Genomic DNA, 16,131 nt, shown 5'->3' with positions numbered 1-16,131 from the left:
GAGGCGGCGGGTTATTCGGCCGTCGACTTCCGGGTTTTTCCCGCCTCGCCCTTCTGCGCCGTGATCTTCTCGAAGGCGATGGCAATTTCCCGGCTGCCATAGGGCTTTTTGAGAAGCACCGCCCCCTCTATCGCCGCCTCGTCGGGAATTCTGTCGTTGCCGGTCGCGAAGACGATCCCGACATCGGGTGACAGCTCGCGCGCCCGTTGTGCGAATTCTCCGCCGGAAAGGCCCGGCAGACCGAGATCGGTTACCACAACGTCGAAGCCGCGCTCTTCGATCATCGTGATCGCCTCCTCGGCCGTCGCGGCCTCGGAAACCTCGTGCCCCAGCTCGGTCAGCAGATCGGCCGTGCTCATGCGGATCAGAAAATCGTCCTCGACCAGCAACACGGAATATCGCGGCATGACCGGTCGTTGACCGATCGGCGGGACGGGTGGCTTGGCGGCAAGCGACGCCCGCACCCGGTTGCGATGCTGCTGGCCGTTCAGCACGTGGCGGATCTTTCGCGCCAGGGCTTCGCGGGTATAGGGTTTCGACAGCAGTTCGACGCCGGGATCGAGCCGTCCGCCGTGCACGATCGAGTTTTCCGTGTAGCCTGACGTGAACAGCACGGCGACATCCGGCATCCGCTCCCGGGCATGGCGGGCAAGCTCGGTGCTCTTCAGCGGTCCGGGCATCACCACGTCGGTGAAGAGAAGATCAACCGGCACGCCACTTTCGATGACGCTCAGCGCGCCCGCGGCATCCTTCGCCTTCAGCACGGCATAACCCAGATCCCCGAGCAGCTCGACGACGGTGGCGCGAACCTGCTCGTCGTCTTCGGCCACGAGAATGGTTTCCGTGCCGCCGGTCACGGGGCCGAAATCGGCATCGGTCACCAGATCCTCGCTGCGCTGGACGCGCGGGAAATAGATCTTGACGGTCGTGCCCTGGCCGAGTTCGCTGTAGATCTTGACGTGCCCGCCGGATTGCTTGACGAAACCGTAGACCATCGACAGGCCGAGGCCGGTGCCCTTGCCGACAGGCTTGGTCGAGAAGAACGGTTCGAACACCTGTTCCATGATGTCCGGGCTCATGCCGGTGCCGGTGTCGGTCACCGCCAGCATCACATATTGGCCGGCCGGCACGTCCGTATGCTGGCGCACGTAATTGTCGTCCAGGAAGGCATTGCCGGCTTCGATCGTCAGCTTGCCGCCGCCCTCCATTGCGTCTCTGGCATTGATCGCCAGGTTGAGCAGCGCGTTCTCGATCTGCGTCGGATCGACCAGCACGTTCCAGAGGCCACCGGAGCGGATCGTCTCGACCTCGATATCCTCCCCGAGCGTGCGCCGCAGCAACTCTTCCATGCCGGTCAGGAACCGGCCGATATTGACGACCTTCGGTTCCAGCGGCTGGCGGCGGCCGAAGGCGAGAAGCTGGCTCGCCAGCTTGGAACCGCGCTGTACGCCGGCAAGCGCATTCTCCACCCGGCGGGCAGCGCGCTGGTTGCTGGCGACATCCTTGGCGAGAAGCTGGAGATTGCCGGATATCACCTGCAGGAGGTTGTTGAAGTCGTGCGCGACGCCGCCTGTCAGCTGGCCGAGCGCTTCCATCTTCTGGCTCTGGCGCAGCGCTTCTTCCGCCTTCAGGCGCTCGGAAATTTCGGACACGATCCTCTGTTCGAGACCGGCATTCAGCGCCTGGAGCGCTTCCTCGGCGCGCTGGCGTTCCGCAAGGTCCCGCTCCGCGGCACGGAAGAGGCGCGCATTGTCGATGGCGATCGCCACCTGTCCGGCGGCCCCCACCACCAGCCGCTCATGCTCCTCGCGGAACTGGGCGGGCTCGGCATGGCCGAAGAACAGGCCGCCGATCACCTCGCCCGAGCGAGAAATCACCGGCACGGCGAGATAACTTCGAACCGGCAGATGACCCTGAGGCATGCCGAAATGAGGTTCGGAGCGGCCGTAACGCGCGTCGGCCAGAATATCGTCGGAGCGGATCACCCCCTCGCCGCCGAAGGTCGGCGCGAATACCGCGGTATTGCGCGGCATCGGGAAATTCTCGAATGCCGACCGGGAAACGCCGGACAGCGCATAGAGCATGTAGCTCTCGCCGCGGTCGTTGACCACGTTGTAGAAAAAGGCTCCGAACTGTGCGCCCGTCAGCTCCACACCGGCGTCGGTCGTCATCTGCACGACCGTTTCGAGATCGAGTTCAGCTGAGAGCTCGGCGCCGAGCCGGTTCAGCACCTCGAGATGGCGTGTCTCCTTGAGCAGCGCGATCTCCGCCTTCTTTTGGTCGGTGACGTCACTGCCCTGGATGAAGATGCCGGTCGGCTCGCCGGCGTCATCGACGATCGGCTGGTAGACGAAATCGACGAAACGCTCTTCCGGCGGCAGGCCGGGCCGGCGCGCCAGCACGACACTCACCCCTTGGCCGACATGCGGACGACCGCTTCTGCGGACTTCGTCGAGCAGTTCGGAGAAACCCTGTTCCATCACCTCCGGCAGTGCTTCGCGAATGGGTCGCCCGAGCAGGTCGCGGCCGCCGACGAGACGCATATAGGCGCCGTTGGCCATCTCGAAAACATGGTTCGGTCCGGTCACCATGGCCATGAAGCCCGGCGCCTGCTCGAACATCAGCCGCAGGCGCTCCCGCTCGCCCTGCAGCCGCCGCTCGGCCCTCACCTTGGCCGTGTTCTCCACGACGATCGCCACCACGCCGAAAGGTTTGCCGATCTCGTCATATACCGGTGAATAATAGAGATTCATAAAGGCCGAGGCAGGGACACCGGAGCGGTCGAGGACCATTTCCTGATCGGAATAGGCAAGCGTGCCGCCGGCGAAACAGACCTTCATGACGTTGTCGTTGAAGTCGGCGACTTCAGGCCAGCCCTCGCGCACCTTGGAGCCGAGGATGCCGGGATGACGCCGTCCGGCAAAATCGGAATAGGCGTCGTTGTAGATCATCACGCCATCTTCATTCCACAGCGTGACGATCGGAACCGGCGACTGAAGGATGAGGGAAATCGTCGTCCTGAGGCTTTGCGGCCAGGTGCCGATCGGGCCAAGCGAGGTGCTTGCCCAATCGAAACTCCCAATAAGACGGGCCATTTCGCCATTATGTGAAAGAAAGGCTGTCGCGACAGTCGAAGGGTTCATCATCGGGCTTTCGGCGGCGATAGGCACTCTGCTGCCGTCTTACATCACAACGATCACCTCGGACAGCTTTTTGACAATCGTCAATTAGGGCATTGCCACAAAAAAGCCATGGGTGAGGCAGGCGAATTTTGACGAAATCCGCAGGGCTTCAGCCGATATCCGTCCTTGCAAAATCGTCGCCCTTGTAGAGAAGCGAAAGGCCTCGGTTTTTGGCGCAGGCATAGGAGAGACAATCGGCCAGGTTGAGCTGTGCCGGATGTCCCCTGCCCTTCCCGTAATCGCGGAAAGCCCGGATCGCCAGTTCGCCATCGGCTTCATCGATGGGAATTACCTTGATTTTCGCCTCTTTGAAGAAAGCTGATAGACCTTGCTCAATGGTAATGGGATCCTCATCGAGCTTCGTCGACAGCCTCATGGCGGTCTCAAGCACGACCAAAGCGCTGGTGCAGAGGTTTTCTGCCGCTTCGATCCTGCTTATCCACTGTTCCGCATCGTCTTCCTTGGAAAAGATCGCGACGATGACGGACGTGTCGACGAACACTAGTGGCCCCACATTTCGTCGATTTCCTCCTTGGTCATGTCCCGCCCCTTTCCACCCTTGATGGCGTGAAGGCGATCAACGATTTTCATCACACGCTCCTGAAGGGGCGCTTCCGTCTCTTCCTCTTTTGAAAGCCGCGCTTCGAGAGCTTCGATCACCGCCTCGGTCATACTGACCTTACGTTTCTTGGCGAGCCGCTCGGCGAGTGCACGAGCGCGTGGATCGCGTATCTGCAGGTTCATGGCATCTCTCCAGCCTTTGTCATGACAGATACCACATCCGTCATGACAAAGCGAGCAGAACCCGATCAGTTGCAGCGCCCGGCCTGGGTCAGTGCTGCGCTCACGCCGGAGAGCGAGAATGTGTAGCTTGTCTGCGTGCCGCGCTGCGAGACCGCTTCCAGCGTCATGCTGCTTCCCGATTTCATTGCCGCGACAAGAGCCGCGTCGCTGCTCTCTTGTTTGGTCCAGCCTGAATTGCCTTTCGGCTCCAGGGCAAACGTTTGGCCGTCAACAGTCACGGTCATCTGCGATCCGCCCTTCAGGTCGTAACCCATGATCGCCTGCGGATAGAAACCGGATCCTGCGGGCTTCGGCGCGACGAGGAAAAAGTTGTCGCCGTGGTCGACATTGGCGGGCTGCGTCTGCGTGGGCGTCGTCAGCACGTAGCAGGTCGTGCCGCCGTCGCCTTTATAGGAATAAAGGCCCCAGGCGTCGAACTTCTTCACCATTCTCGGGCTCGGCTGGGCAAGCGCAGGGGATGCGATAGTGGAAAGAGCAAGCGTGGCGAGGGCGAAAAACTTGATGGACAATCTTGTCTCCATGGTCGGAAATGGCGAGGGAGCCGCGGCGGCGTGGCCGCCCGCAGAAGATAGTCCATTCAGAAAGCAATCGGTTATCACAAGGTTAATCGCATCGTCCGAACGCCCCGAAACGAGGCACCCTGGAGAGGCCGAGGGGGATGGATCGTGATCCGCGCTGCTGCTTTCATCCCCCGTCGTTCAGGGAAAGTCGCCAAAAGTTAACGCCCGAGGTCACGGCCCGGTCACAATCATGTCAGGCGACCATAAATGCTGCGCATATTGCAGTGGGGGCGAAAGGTGGCCACCGGGCCACCTTTCGGATCGGGATATTATTCCGGCTTCGTCGCGCAGATCGCGAAACGTTCCTGCACCATGCGTTCAAGGCCGCGCAGGAAAGGCATCTTGCGGGCCTGGGCCCAATGGATGTCGGAGAGCTTGCGGTCGACGACGATGTTGACGAAACCCGCCTTGGTCAGCAGATCGACCACTGCTTCGGCCGGCATCGCATCCGAAAAATAGACGCGCGAGCGGATGGCCTGGTGGCGAGCCGCCATTGCCGGGCTCATGTGGCTTTTCGCCGGCTTGCCGGTCACCTTGGACCAAAGCTTTTGCAGCCCCTTGACCCAGGTCTCCTTGCCCATGTTGCCGTCGAGGATCAGCACCTTGCCGCCCGGCTTCAGGACCGAGAACCATTCCGTGAAAGCGGCCTGAGGATCGACCAGCGTCCAGACCAGATGCCGGTTGGTGATGACGTCGTAGCTGTTCTTCGGCTCCATCGTGTTTTCGGCATCGCCTGAGACGAAACGGATATCGGTGCCCCGCTTCTTGGCCTTGGCGCGCGCCTGGGACAGCATCGCGTCCGACCAGTCGAGGCCGGTGACCTTGAAGCCGACATCGTTCATCAGATGCGAGATGACGGCGGTACCACAGGCGAGATCCAGGGCGGCGCGGCCGGTGCCGTCGCCCAGATGCTTGCGGATCAGCCGTTGCCAGCCCTTGCGTTCTTCTTCCGAGAAGATTTCATGACCGACGCTCTCGTCGAACGTCGCCGCCCTCTCCGACCAGAAGTCTCGAATTTCATCACGGATGGAATAGTTGGAGTTCATCGAATTCATGACAGGCGCCCCGATAGTCAGACTACTTTGGAAAAGCTCTAAAACATAAAACTTGATTCCAAAAGTCGTATTTCATATGCATGCGGACATTATCAGACATCGGGGGAGTTTCCAGATGAATTTCGCGAAAATGCTTGCAACATCAACGGTTGTGCTTGCAAGCCTTCTACCCTTTTCGGCACTTGCGCAATCCTTCACAGTCAAGGACGTCGCCGGCCGCGAGGTGAAGTTCGACAAGCCCGTCGAGCGCGTCATTCTGGGCGAGGGCCGGATGCTCTATTCGGTCGCGCCGATCGAGAAGGAAGACCCGTTTGCCAAGATCGTCGGCTGGCGCAACGACCTCCTGACCACCGACAAGGACGGTTACGATACCTATCTGGCCAAGTTTCCGAAGGGCAAGGACCTTCCCTTCCTCGGCAACCTGACCGACGGCACGCTGCAGACCGAGACGGTCGTGAAGCTGAACCCCGACGTCATGCTGCTGCCGATCGGCAACAAGAAGGCCGCCGACGAGGTAAAGCTCGAGGACATGCTGGGCAAGATCGGCGTGAAGATCGTCTATATCGATTTCCGCGAGCAGATCCTCGCCAATACCGAGCCGAGCCTCAAGGTTCTCGGCAAGCTTTTCGGCCACGAGGACCGCGCTGAAGCCGTCGCTGCCTATTGGAAGCAGCAGATGACGCGCGTCACCGACAAGCTGAAGGCCGCCAACCCCAAGAAACCTAATGTCTTCATGTATCGCGCGGCCGGCCTCGTCGAGTGCTGTGGCACGTTCGGCCCGGACAATTTCGGCCTGATGGTGGACTGGGCCGGCGGCCGCAACCTCGGTTCGGACTTCCTGCCGGGTTATACCGGCTCGATCAATGCCGAGCAGGTGGTCGCTTCCAATCCCGACGTGATCGTCGTCACCGGCTCGAACTGGAGCCAGACCAAGGACGCCAAGGACTTCGTGAATGTCGGCCCGACGGCCGCCGCCACCGCCGATAGCAGCCGGAAGGCATTGAACGCCCTGATGCAGAACGCCGCCTTTACCGGTTCCAAGGCGGTCGCGGGCGGTAATGTCCACGCCATCTGGCATCAGTTCTATACGAGCCCCTACCAGTTCGTCGCCGTGCAACAGATGGCAAAGTGGTTCCACCCGGACCTGTTCGCCGATCTCGATCCAAACGCGACCTTCAAGGAATTCCACGAGAAATTCCTGCCGGTTCCGTACCAGCCGGGTTACTGGATCGACGCCAAGGCGGCCAAGTAAACCGATATGGCCGAGATCGCCGCATTGCCGATCGAAGCCGAAGCCGGGCGGGAGCGCTATCGCGCCCTCGCCCGTCGCAAGCTTGTGATCCTCGCCGCCATGACGGCCGCCCTTTGTGTGTCCTTTGCCGTCGATCTCGCCTGGGGGCCTGCCCGCTACAGCCTTGGCGAGGTGATCGCCGCGCTGATCGACCCCTCCTCCGTCTCGGCCCAGATACGGGCCGTCGTCTGGGATATCCGCATGCCGGTCGCCGTCATGGCGATCGTGGTCGGCGCCGCGCTGTCGGTTGCCGGGGCGCAGATGCAGACCATCCTTGCCAATCCGCTCGCAAGCCCGTTCACGCTCGGCATCTCGGCCGCCGCCAGTTTCGGGGCAGCACTCGCGATCGTCACCAGCGTCTCCATCCTGCCGGTTGCAGCCACGCTGCTCGTGCCGGCCAATGCCTTCGTCATGGCGCTGATCGCCACGCTGTTCATCCATTTCATTTCGCAGATGCGCGGCGTTTCGGTGCAGACGGTCGTGCTGCTCGGTATCGCCCTGGTCTTCACCTTCAACGCGCTGCTCGCCTTCCTGCAGTATCTCGCCTCCGAACAGGCGCTGTCGGCCGTCGTCTTCTGGACCATGGGCAGCCTTACCAAGGCGACCTGGCCGAAGATCGGCATCACGCTTGCCGTGCTGTTGATCGCGCTGCCGCTGTTTGCCCGCCACGCCTGGGCGCTGACCGCCATCCGGCTCGGCGAGGACAAGGCAGCGAGCTTCGGCGTCAACGTCCGCCGCATCCGGTTGGAAACCATGCTGATCATCTCGCTGCTTGCCGCCGTACCTGTCAGCTTCGTCGGCACCATCGGTTTCGTCGGCCTGGTCGGCCCGCATATCGCCCGCATGATCCTCGGCGAGGACCAGCGCTTCTTCCTGCCGGGCTCGATCCTGTCCGGTGCGCTGCTTCTGTCGCTCACCTCGATCGTGTCGAAGTCGATCATTCCGGGCGTGGTCTTCCCGATCGGCATCATCACGGCGCTGGTCGGCGTTCCATTCTTTTTCTCGCTCATCCTCTCGAACCGGAGCCGGTCATGGTAGCGATGCAATTGCAATCGGTTGGCGCCTATCACGGCCGCAAGCTGTTCGTCGAAAACGTGACCACCCCGGTCATGCGGGCGGGAGAGCTGATTGCGGTGATCGGCCCCAATGCCGCAGGCAAGTCGACACTGTTCAAGCGCATTACCGGCCTTCTCAAAGGCCCCGGCGATATCGTCATCGATGGCGCCAAAACGAAAAACGCCATCACCTACATGCCGCAGGACACGTCCGCCAATGCGGTGCTGACCGTCTACGAATCCATCCTGCTCGCCCGCAAGCAGGGCCAGTCCTGGACGGTGAGCGACCACGACCTCTCCTTCATCGACGAGATCATGAGGGCGCTCAACATCACGTCCATCGCGTTCCGCGATCTCGGCGCTCTCTCCGGTGGCCAGCGCCAGCTCGTGTCTATCGCCCAAGCGCTGGTGCGCGAGCCGGAAATCATGCTGATGGACGAGCCGACCAGTGCGCTCGACCTTCACCGCCAGGTCGAGGTGCTCGACTTCATGCAGCGACGGGCACGCTCGAAAGGCATGATCGTGATGATCGCCATCCACGACCTCAACCAGGCGCTCCGTTTTGCCGACAAGGTACTGGTGATCGCCAACGGCCGGATGCGCGCTTGCGGTTACCCGCGCGATGTCGTCACGGTCGACATGCTGCGCGACGTCTACAAGGTTCATGCCCGCATCGAGAAATGCACGATGGACCACGACCACGTGATCGTCGACGGCACGGCGCACTGAACGGTTCGCTGAATCTCGAGCTCAGGGCGATGTAGGTCGCGGAGCTGGCCAAAACTGCGTGCCAGGCGGCGCGACTCTTCAGAGCCTTGCCGCCGCGGAAAGGAAGACGTATCCGCCCTCCTCCCGCGTTCTTCTGCAATCAGTGGCGTGCGCCCTTTTCCACGGTCAGATGCTGGCCGAGGATATCGTCGTTGGCGAGCAGGTCGGCGCTCTTGCCCTGGTAGACGATCGCGCCGCGATCGAGGATGACGGCGTCGTCGGAGAGTGGCAGGACCTTGCGGGCCTTCTGCTCGATGATGATGGCCGACATGCCCTCCCCTTGGGTGATCCGCTGGATCGCGGCCAGCAGCTCGTCGACGATGATAGGCGCAAGGCCTTCGGTTGGTTCGTCGAGCAGGAGAAGCTTCGGATTGACCATCAGTGCCCGACCGACCGCCAGCATCTGCTGTTCGCCGCCGGAGAGCTGGTTGCCGAGGTTCTTGCGGCGCTCCTTGAGGCGCGGGAACATCGAATAGACCCGTTCCAGCGTCCATACGCCGGGGCGCGCGATCGCGGTCATGTTCTCCTCGACGGTCAGTGATTTGAAGATGTTGCGTTCCTGCGGCACCCAGCCGATACCGGCCGCGGCGCGGCGGTCGGCGCGCAGTTTCGTCACGTCGCGTCCCATCAGGTGGACCGTGCCGGAGTGATGGGTGGTGACGCCGGCAAGCGTGTTGACGAAGGTCGTCTTGCCCGTGCCGTTGCGGCCGAGCAGCGCCAGCGTGCGGCCTTCCTCGATCTTCAGGCTGATACCGGCGAGAACGCTTGCCTCGCCATAACCCGCGACCAGCTTTTCAGTGACCAGAACCGGGGTGCTCATGCATTTTCTCCGAGATAGACGGCCTTGACCCGCGGATCGGTGGAGATTTCCGCAACCGTTCCTTCGACGAAGACGGCGCCCGCCACCAGGACGGAGATCCGGTTGGCGAACGAGAAGACCAGATCCATGTCGTGCTCGATCAGCAGCACTGTCACGTCAGCGGGAAGGTCCGAAACGATCTGCAGCACTTCGTGCCGCTCGTCTTCCGGCACGCCGGCGGCCGGTTCGTCGAGCAGAAGCACGCGCGGCTTGGAGGCGAAAGCGAGCGCGATTTCCAGCAGGCGCTGCTTGCCATAGGGCAGGATCACGGTGCGCTCGCCCATCACGGAGGCAAGCCCGAAGCGCGCCAGCAGCGCGGCCGCCTCGTCCACCACCTTGCCGTAACCGGCGATCGATCGCCACAGATTGTGGCCGACGCCTTCGCGTTCGGCGATCGCCAGCGCCATGGTTTCAAGCGGCGTGAACTCGTTGAACAGCTGGTTGATCTGGAAGGTCCGGGTCAGCCCGCGCTTGACGCGCCGGAACGATGCCATCGAGGTGATGTCTTCGCCCTCGAGGAAGACCTGTCCTTCGGACGGCGGCAAAACGCCGGTCAGAAGATTGATCAGCGTCGTCTTGCCGGCGCCGTTCGGGCCGATCAGGGCGTGGCGGGCCCCGCGCTCCACCTTCAGGCTGACATCGTTGGTGGCGAGGAAGGCACCGAAGCGGCGCACCAGATGACGGGTTTCGAGAACGATGTCGCTCATCAGCGGTCCTCCTTCTTCGAGAAGCGCTCAGGCAGATATTCCACCCAGCGCGACAGCCGTTCGCGGCCGATCAGCACGAGAATGACGAGCAGCAGGCCGATATAGAACATCCAGTATTGCGGCGTGATCACCGACAGCCAGTCCTTGACCAGCGTGAACAGGATCGCGCCGAAGATACCGCCATAAAGATAGCCGGTACCGCCGATGACCAGCACGAGCAGCACATCGGCCGAACGGTGGAAGGCGAGCACGTCGGGCGAAACGAAGCTCGTCGTCTGGGTCAGCAGCGCGCCCGCCATGCCGGCAAAGATAGCCGCAACCGTATAGGCGGTGACGATGCGCTTGCGGGCCGGTACCGCGACCATGGCCGAGCGCATCGGATTGCCCTTGATCGCCTTCAGCGACAGGCCAAAGGGCGAAAAGGCGATGCGGCGCATGATCATCGTGCCGATGAAGAGCACGCCGGCGCAATAGAGATAACCGGTCTTGCCGAACAGATCGAACTCGAACATGCCGAGGATCGGACCAGGCGAAAAGCCGCTGAGCCCGTCCGCGCCGCCGGTCAGCCAGGCCATCTGGTTGGCGATTTCCGCCATCATCAGACCGATGCCGAGCGTGGTCATCAGCCGGGTAAGGTCCGACCCGCGCAGGATGAGGAAGCTGGTCAGCAGACCGAGAAGACCGGACACGATGCCGGCGACGATCAGGCCCGTCACCGGTTCGGCGATGAAATGCAGCGCCAGCAGACCCGCCACGTAGGCGCCGAGGCCGAAAAAGGCGGTATGGCCGAGCGAAACGATGCCGGCGAAACCGAGCACCAGGTCAAGCGAGACGGCAAACAGCGCCAGGATGGCGATCTCCGTGAGGATCAGCATCTTCGAGGGCAGAATGAAATAGGCTGCGATCGCGGCGATCCAGACGATGATCTCGTAGAAGCGGATGCGGCTCCGGCGCTTCATCAGCTTGGCAGCGCGGGTTTCGGCTGCAGCGGTGGAGGAGTTTGCGGACACGGTGGTTTCCTGCGGAAGAACGCTCATCGGCCGCCCCTCGAGAACAGGCCGTTCGGCCGCACGATCAGCATGACGATCATCAGCGCATAGATGACGAAGGGACCGATCGCCGGCACGTAATATTTGCCGGCCACGTCGGCAATGCCGAGCAGCAGGGCGGCGAGGAACGGGCCGGAGACGGTGGACGTGCCGCCGACCGAGACGACGATGAGGAAGTAGATCATGAATTTCAGCGGGAAGTTCGGATCAAGCCCGAGGATTTCCGCGCCCATCGCCCCGCCGAGGCCGGCAAGGCCCGAACCGAAGGCAAAGGTCAAAGCAAAGACGAGCGGCACGTTGATGCCGAGGCCCATGGCGACGCGCCGGTCGTCGACCGCGGCGCGCAGCCGGCTGCCGAAGCGGGTCTTCGACAGGATGAGCTGCAAAGCAACGGCAAGCACGGCGCAGATGATGATGGTGAAGAGCCGGTAGCGCCCGATGCCGACGCCGAATACGTCCATGCGGCCGGAAAGCTCCGGCGGCAGGTTGATCAGCTGCTGCTGGCCGCCCATGAAATAATCGGTCGCGGCGATCGCCATGAAGACGATGCCGATCGAGAAGAGAACCTGGTCCAGGTGGCTTGCCTGGTAGAGCCATTGATAGAGCGTCCGCTCCAGCAGAAGGCCGATCAGTGCCGAAACCAGAAAGGCTGCCGGAAGACACCAGTAGAAGGAGATGCCGTAGCGGTTCATCATCACCACGGTCACGTAACCGCCGGCCATGGCGAAGGCGCCATGCGCCAGGTTGATGAAGTTCATCAGACCGAGCGTCACCGTCAACCCGCAGGCCAGAATGAAAAGCAGCATGCCATAAGCTATGCCGTCGAACAGGATGGTCAGCATATAAAATCTTCTCTGCGGTGGCCCTGCTGCGAGCGATAACGTTGCCCGGCATTGTCGCCGGGAAAACGAAGGGGCTCAAGTGCCTTGAACCCTTTCGTCAGGACGGACGAAAGTAAAGTTTCGCCCCCCATCCGCCTTGCGGGATCTTCCCTCTGCATTCGGAAAAAAAAGCGCCGAGCGAGCGGAGTGAGGGGTTTTCCTCGCCCTTACTTGGCTTCTGCCTTTTCCGGATCCTTGAGAGCCTTGAACGTCTGGAATTCGACGTTCTGCAGCTCGCCGTTCACATCCTTGACCTCGCGCATGTAGATGTTCTGGATGATGTCGCGGGTATCCGGATCGATCGAGACGGGGCCGCGCGGGCTCGTCCAGGAGAGACCCTTGACGGCTGCCATGAAGGCCGGGCCGGTAACGTCGCCCTTGGTCTTTTCGAGTGCCGCGTAGATCAGCGCCATGCCATCGTAACCGCCGACCGACATGAAGTTCGGGCGCATGTCGGCATTGGCCTTCTTGAAGGCCGCGACATAGGCCTTGTTTTCCGGGCTGTCATGCGCGGTCGCATAGAAATGGCCGGTAATGGTGCCGATTGCCGGCTTGCCCATCGAATTGAGGATGTCGTCGTCGGTAACGTCGCCGGTCGCGATCAGCTTGATGCCCGCGTCTGCAAGGCCGCGGTCGGCGAACTGCTTCATGAACAGCGAACCGGCGCCCGACGGCAGGAACACGAAGACCGCATCCGGCTTTGCGTCACGGACGCGCTGCAGGAAGGGGGCGAAGTCGGGATTGGCGAGCGGCACGCGCACGGCTTCGACGATCTCGCCGCCCTTGGCCTTGAATTCCTTGGTGAACCACTTCTCCGCGTCGATGCCCGGACCGTAGTCGGAAACCAGCGTCACGACCTTCTTGATCTTGTTTTCGGCAGCCCAGGTGCCGACCGGAAGCGAATATTGCGGCAGGGTACCCGAAGTGCGGGTGATGAATTCCGATGCCTTGGTGATGGAGGCCGTGCCGGCGGCCATGACCACGGACGGGATCTTCGCCTGGGTCGCGACCGGGGCGACCGCCATGGCAAGCGGCGTCAGGCCGAAACCTGCCAGAACCTTGGCGCCGTCGTTGACGACCAGTTCCTGTGCGATGCGGCGGGTCTGGTCGGCGGTGCCGGCGTCGTCGCGGATGATCAGTTCGATCTTCTTGCCGGCCACAGTGTCGCCCTTCATCGCCATGAAGGTCTTGGCGCCTGCCGAAACCTGGCGGCCGGTCGATGCGAAGGGGCCGGTCATCGGCAGGATGAGACCGATCTTGATGGTTTCCTGGGCTGCGGCCGGCATGGCTGCGAGGCAGCCGAGCCCGACGCCTGCTGCTACCATGAGCGTTCTTCTGTTGAGCATGTTTCCCTCCTCCTCTGAGCGGAATCTTCTTTTTAAAGGTCTTGCCGGACCGGGGCCGGACGTCAGCCCAAGCCAGTATAACCGGTAGCCTATATCGTGGACCCCGGATATGTCAGTCAACGGGCCGGCATGCTTTGGCGTCCCACTACTTTCAACTTTTCGTTAACCTCCACGAACGGACACCGTAATGTCCGCGCCGAGCTCCAATCTTTCCACCAGCATCGCGCATTTGCACATTAACCTGGTCGCGTCTCCTGGCTTAATCAGTTCGTCTGCCGGACTTATAAGTTCTGGTTATAGCTATCAATCTGCCGAACGCTCGGACCAAGTGGGCAGAAGTTCCAGGAACGCCTGCTGGGCCGCAGTCGGCAGCCAGTCCTTTCTCGTCGTCACGCCGATCGGTCGCGACGTATGGCTGAGATCGAAAGGCAGCGCCCGCATCAGCCCGCGGGCGATCTCGGCTTCGGCCTGAAGGCGGGAGGTGCATCCGAGATGATCGCTGGAATCCAGCAGCTCGCGCATCAGGATCAGCGAGCCGCTTTCGACGATGCTTTTCGGCGGGCCGCCCGGCGAACCGGCAAAGACGCTGTCGAAATACCGGCGCATCGGCGTGCCGCTCTGATTGACAACCCAGGGGAAGGCGGCGAGATCCTCGACCGTCACCTCCGCCTTGCCGGCCAGCGGATGCGCCTGCCCGGAAACCATGACCACCGTGTCGTGGAACAGCACCTTCTGCTCCACGTCGCCGATCGGGGCCGGCACCCGCAGAGCGCCGAGCATGAAATCCACTTCGCCGCGGCGAAGCGCACCCAGCAAATCCGGATAAGGCCCTTCCTGGATCTGGATGGGCAGGTTCGGGCGGATCCTGCGAAAACCGGCGATCGCCTTGGGCAGTACAAAGGACTTGGCAAGCGGCGTCGCGCCGATGACGATCTGGCCGATCTCGGCCGCCGTTAGCTCGGCAAGGTCCGCATCCGCCTGTTCGAGCTCGATGAAGGCGAGCCTTGCCGCCTGGGCAAGCGCATGAGCCGCACGCGTCGCGATGATTCCGTAGGAAGTCCGTTCGAACAGAGGCCGGGCCGCCTCCTCTTCCAACTGGCTGACGGCGCGATAGACCGCCGGCTGACTCAAGCCGAGACGGCTCGCCGCGAGCGTAAAATTTTCGGTTTCCCGGACCGCGATCAGCGACTTCAGCTGCGCGGTCGTCGCCGTCACCCGCAATCTCGGCGACAGTTCCGACAACGCGGGATCGAGATAACCGAAAGCGCGCTTGATGCGCAGCGCCAGGATCTCGCCGGCGCCATTGGCAAAGATCCGCTGCGGCGTGCGGGAAAACAACGGCAGGCCGGCGGTCTTTTCGATCTTCGACAGCGCCTGGGTAATGGCTGGCTGGGAGACGAAGCAGAGTTCCGCCGCCCTGGTCACCGAGCCGGTATCGACGACCGCGAGGAACGCCCTCAGGTGCCGGAGGCTGTGATGCAGGATCGTGGATGCCGAGGCGGGCTGCAAGGAACTCATGATGCGCTCTTCTAGCACATCTGCTTGACACCGGAAGCGCAAGCAGGCCGCAGGCGGCGCCTCCTCGGGCGCTGCGGTTACCTGGTCCCGCCGGACACAGCTTCCTTCACCGCCAGGTCGGCCATGGCCAGAGCGGCCTCGCGAGTCCTCGCCGCGGCAACGAAACGGCCATTGTGGCAGAAGCTCGCGCCTTCCACACCGCAAACGGCCTCAAGATCACGATCCGTCAGGCCGGCCCAGGCCGCAGGCAGATCGGCGCGCACCTCGAAACCTTCATCCGCACGGCGGATCGTGGTGAGGCACCAATCCTTTTCACGCGGGTGAACGACGAACAGAAGATGATCGGCGCCCGCCTTGACGATGGCGGGACGGAACGGCATGCCCATCGGAAGCTCCAGAACACGTCCCTCGCCCGTCTCGACGATCGCCTGGTGCACCAGACCTTCGGCCCGCAGTTTTGCGGCGCTCTGGCCGATCCGGGCCTCAACGAAGCTTCGGGCAATTGCCAGCGCTGTGTGGAAACCGCGGTTTTCCGCTTCCGGATCGGTCTCGTCGAACACGGGTTTGAGGGTTTCGAGCAGGGCCGGCAAGGTGAGGCCGGCGAGCGGCCCCGCAGTCGAGGGGCTGATGGCGCCATTGTCCATCAGGTCGACCGGCAACACGAAGCTCGAATCGAAAGAGGCGTGCAATGCTTCGATATGTCCCGGCGGAAGGCCAAGCGCTGCCAGATAGTCACGGCCATAATGCTTCCATACCAGCCCGAACGAGCTGAAGGGCTGGCCATCCTCGCGCAGCGGCGCGCCACGCTGGTGGTGATCGAAAATCTGCGCAGCAGCATCATAGGCGCCGCCGACGTCGTAGATGATGCGGTCGGCACCCGGCGTGATCCATTCCGGCGCCCGGCTGCGAACCAGGCGAGCCTTTGGGAAAAGCCGGGTCAGGATGACGCTCGACAGCAATTCGTCGGCATGGAAGCCACCGGAATGGGTGACAAGGAAGTCTGGGATCATGCCGGTTGCGCCTTGTGGTTTGCTGAAGTCCGTTTGCGGTCAGCAC

General features: G+C 62.3%; 15 protein-coding genes. 3 read left to right on the top strand and 12 right to left on the bottom strand.

Translation table 11 applies throughout. The features are described 5' to 3' along the window. Positions 1-11: 11 nt before the first annotated feature. The 5 genes from J2X76_RS15630 to J2X76_RS15610 all read right to left on the bottom strand — a co-directional run bounded on the left by J2X76_RS15630 (position 12) and on the right by J2X76_RS15610 (position 5,601). Positions 12-2,951 carry a response regulator gene (locus J2X76_RS15630; protein ID WP_405030050.1) on the bottom strand — a complete coding sequence of 980 codons (2,940 nt, stop codon included), beginning with the start codon at positions 2,949-2,951 and terminating at the stop codon, positions 12-14. 340 nt (positions 2,952-3,291) lie between these two features. Continuing rightward, a complete protein-coding gene (locus J2X76_RS15625; RefSeq protein WP_310217763.1) occupies positions 3,292-3,696 on the bottom strand; it encodes a type II toxin-antitoxin system VapC family toxin in 405 nt (134 codons plus the stop codon). Continuing rightward, complete coding sequence (locus J2X76_RS15620; RefSeq protein WP_113283155.1) at positions 3,684-3,926, bottom strand: type II toxin-antitoxin system VapB family antitoxin; 243 nt, start codon at positions 3,924-3,926, stop codon at positions 3,684-3,686. Before J2X76_RS15620 ends, J2X76_RS15625 begins: the two co-directional genes overlap by 13 nt. 65 nt (positions 3,927-3,991) lie before the next feature. Next, positions 3,992-4,495: an invasion associated locus B family protein gene (locus tag J2X76_RS15615; RefSeq protein WP_162736325.1), complete on the bottom strand. Its 504-nt coding sequence runs from the start codon at positions 4,493-4,495 to the stop codon at positions 3,992-3,994. Positions 4,496-4,815: 320 nt separating this feature from the next. After that, entirely contained in the window at positions 4,816-5,601 is a 786-nt protein-coding gene (locus J2X76_RS15610) for a methyltransferase domain-containing protein (RefSeq protein ID WP_113127727.1), read from the bottom strand. 115 nt (positions 5,602-5,716) lie between these two features. Here J2X76_RS15610 and J2X76_RS15605 point away from each other — a divergent pair, with 115 nt between their 5' ends. From J2X76_RS15605 to J2X76_RS15595, 3 genes are read left to right on the top strand one after another with little or no spacing between them, the layout of a single operon-like run. Further along, entirely contained in the window at positions 5,717-6,853 is a 1,137-nt protein-coding gene (locus tag J2X76_RS15605) for an ABC transporter substrate-binding protein (RefSeq protein ID WP_310217759.1), read from the top strand. 6 nt (positions 6,854-6,859) lie between these two features. Then, positions 6,860-7,930 (top strand): iron ABC transporter permease, encoded by a 1,071-nt coding sequence (locus tag J2X76_RS15600; RefSeq protein WP_310217757.1) that lies wholly within the window; start codon positions 6,860-6,862, stop codon positions 7,928-7,930. Next, positions 7,924-8,676 carry an ABC transporter ATP-binding protein gene (locus tag J2X76_RS15595; RefSeq protein ID WP_310217756.1) on the top strand — a complete coding sequence of 251 codons (753 nt, stop codon included), beginning with the start codon at positions 7,924-7,926 and terminating at the stop codon, positions 8,674-8,676. The genes J2X76_RS15600 and J2X76_RS15595 overlap by 7 nt, the downstream gene beginning before the upstream one ends. A gap of 139 nt (positions 8,677-8,815) precedes the next feature. Here the strand turns inward: J2X76_RS15595 and J2X76_RS15590 are convergent, their stop codons facing one another. The 7 genes from J2X76_RS15590 to J2X76_RS15560 form a co-directional block, all read right to left on the bottom strand. Further along, positions 8,816-9,535 carry an ABC transporter ATP-binding protein gene (locus tag J2X76_RS15590; protein ID WP_310217753.1) on the bottom strand — a complete coding sequence of 240 codons (720 nt, stop codon included), beginning with the start codon at positions 9,533-9,535 and terminating at the stop codon, positions 8,816-8,818. Next, positions 9,532-10,281, bottom strand: coding sequence for an ABC transporter ATP-binding protein (locus J2X76_RS15585; RefSeq protein WP_310217751.1), 750 nt, complete (start codon positions 10,279-10,281; stop codon positions 9,532-9,534). Before J2X76_RS15585 ends, J2X76_RS15590 begins: the two co-directional genes overlap by 4 nt. Beyond that, positions 10,281-11,318 (bottom strand): branched-chain amino acid ABC transporter permease, encoded by a 1,038-nt coding sequence (locus J2X76_RS15580; protein ID WP_310217749.1) that lies wholly within the window; start codon positions 11,316-11,318, stop codon positions 10,281-10,283. Before J2X76_RS15580 ends, J2X76_RS15585 begins: the two co-directional genes overlap by 1 nt. Then, positions 11,315-12,172 carry a branched-chain amino acid ABC transporter permease gene (locus tag J2X76_RS15575; RefSeq protein WP_113127721.1) on the bottom strand — a complete coding sequence of 286 codons (858 nt, stop codon included), beginning with the start codon at positions 12,170-12,172 and terminating at the stop codon, positions 11,315-11,317. The genes J2X76_RS15580 and J2X76_RS15575 overlap by 4 nt, the downstream gene beginning before the upstream one ends. Before the next feature lie 206 nt (positions 12,173-12,378). Beyond that, the gene (locus J2X76_RS15570) at positions 12,379-13,557 is read right to left on the bottom strand and encodes an ABC transporter substrate-binding protein (protein ID WP_310217746.1); all 1,179 of its coding nucleotides are present in this window, start codon (positions 13,555-13,557) and stop codon (positions 12,379-12,381) included. Between the two features lie 303 nt (positions 13,558-13,860). Then, positions 13,861-15,075, bottom strand: a complete 1,215-nt coding sequence (locus tag J2X76_RS15565; protein WP_310217743.1) for a LysR family transcriptional regulator — start codon at positions 15,073-15,075, stop codon at positions 13,861-13,863. Between the two features lie 77 nt (positions 15,076-15,152). Next, positions 15,153-16,085, bottom strand: coding sequence for an MYG1 family protein (locus J2X76_RS15560; protein ID WP_310217741.1), 933 nt, complete (start codon positions 16,083-16,085; stop codon positions 15,153-15,155). Between the last annotated feature and the right edge of the window lie 46 nt (positions 16,086-16,131).

The sequence above is a fragment of the Neorhizobium sp. 2083 genome (genome assembly GCF_031455615.1).
Classification (GTDB): domain Bacteria; phylum Pseudomonadota; class Alphaproteobacteria; order Rhizobiales; family Rhizobiaceae; genus Neorhizobium.
The sequence above is the reverse complement of the archived record's forward strand: the minus strand, read 5'-3'. Positions and strand labels throughout refer to the sequence as shown.

Coding starts and splice junctions, on each gene's coding strand:
- J2X76_RS15630 (WP_405030050.1), bottom strand. CDS start 2,951: ATGATCTACAACGACGCCTATTCCGATTTTGCCGGACGGCGTCATCCC.
- J2X76_RS15620 (WP_113283155.1), bottom strand. CDS start 3,926: ATGAACCTGCAGATACGCGATCCACGCGCTCGTGCACTCGCCGAGCGG.
- J2X76_RS15610 (WP_113127727.1), bottom strand. CDS start 5,601: ATGAATTCGATGAACTCCAACTATTCCATCCGTGATGAAATTCGAGAC.
- J2X76_RS15605 (WP_310217759.1), top strand. CDS start 5,717: ATGAATTTCGCGAAAATGCTTGCAACATCAACGGTTGTGCTTGCAAGC.
- J2X76_RS15600 (WP_310217757.1), top strand. CDS start 6,860: ATGGCCGAGATCGCCGCATTGCCGATCGAAGCCGAAGCCGGGCGGGAG.
- J2X76_RS15595 (WP_310217756.1), top strand. CDS start 7,924: ATGGTAGCGATGCAATTGCAATCGGTTGGCGCCTATCACGGCCGCAAG.
- J2X76_RS15590 (WP_310217753.1), bottom strand. CDS start 9,535: ATGAGCACCCCGGTTCTGGTCACTGAAAAGCTGGTCGCGGGTTATGGC.
- J2X76_RS15585 (WP_310217751.1), bottom strand. CDS start 10,281: ATGAGCGACATCGTTCTCGAAACCCGTCATCTGGTGCGCCGCTTCGGT.
- J2X76_RS15580 (WP_310217749.1), bottom strand. CDS start 11,318: ATGAGCGTTCTTCCGCAGGAAACCACCGTGTCCGCAAACTCCTCCACC.
- J2X76_RS15575 (WP_113127721.1), bottom strand. CDS start 12,172: ATGCTGACCATCCTGTTCGACGGCATAGCTTATGGCATGCTGCTTTTC.
- J2X76_RS15570 (WP_310217746.1), bottom strand. CDS start 13,557: ATGCTCAACAGAAGAACGCTCATGGTAGCAGCAGGCGTCGGGCTCGGC.
- J2X76_RS15565 (WP_310217743.1), bottom strand. CDS start 15,075: ATGAGTTCCTTGCAGCCCGCCTCGGCATCCACGATCCTGCATCACAGC.
- J2X76_RS15560 (WP_310217741.1), bottom strand. CDS start 16,085: ATGATCCCAGACTTCCTTGTCACCCATTCCGGTGGCTTCCATGCCGAC.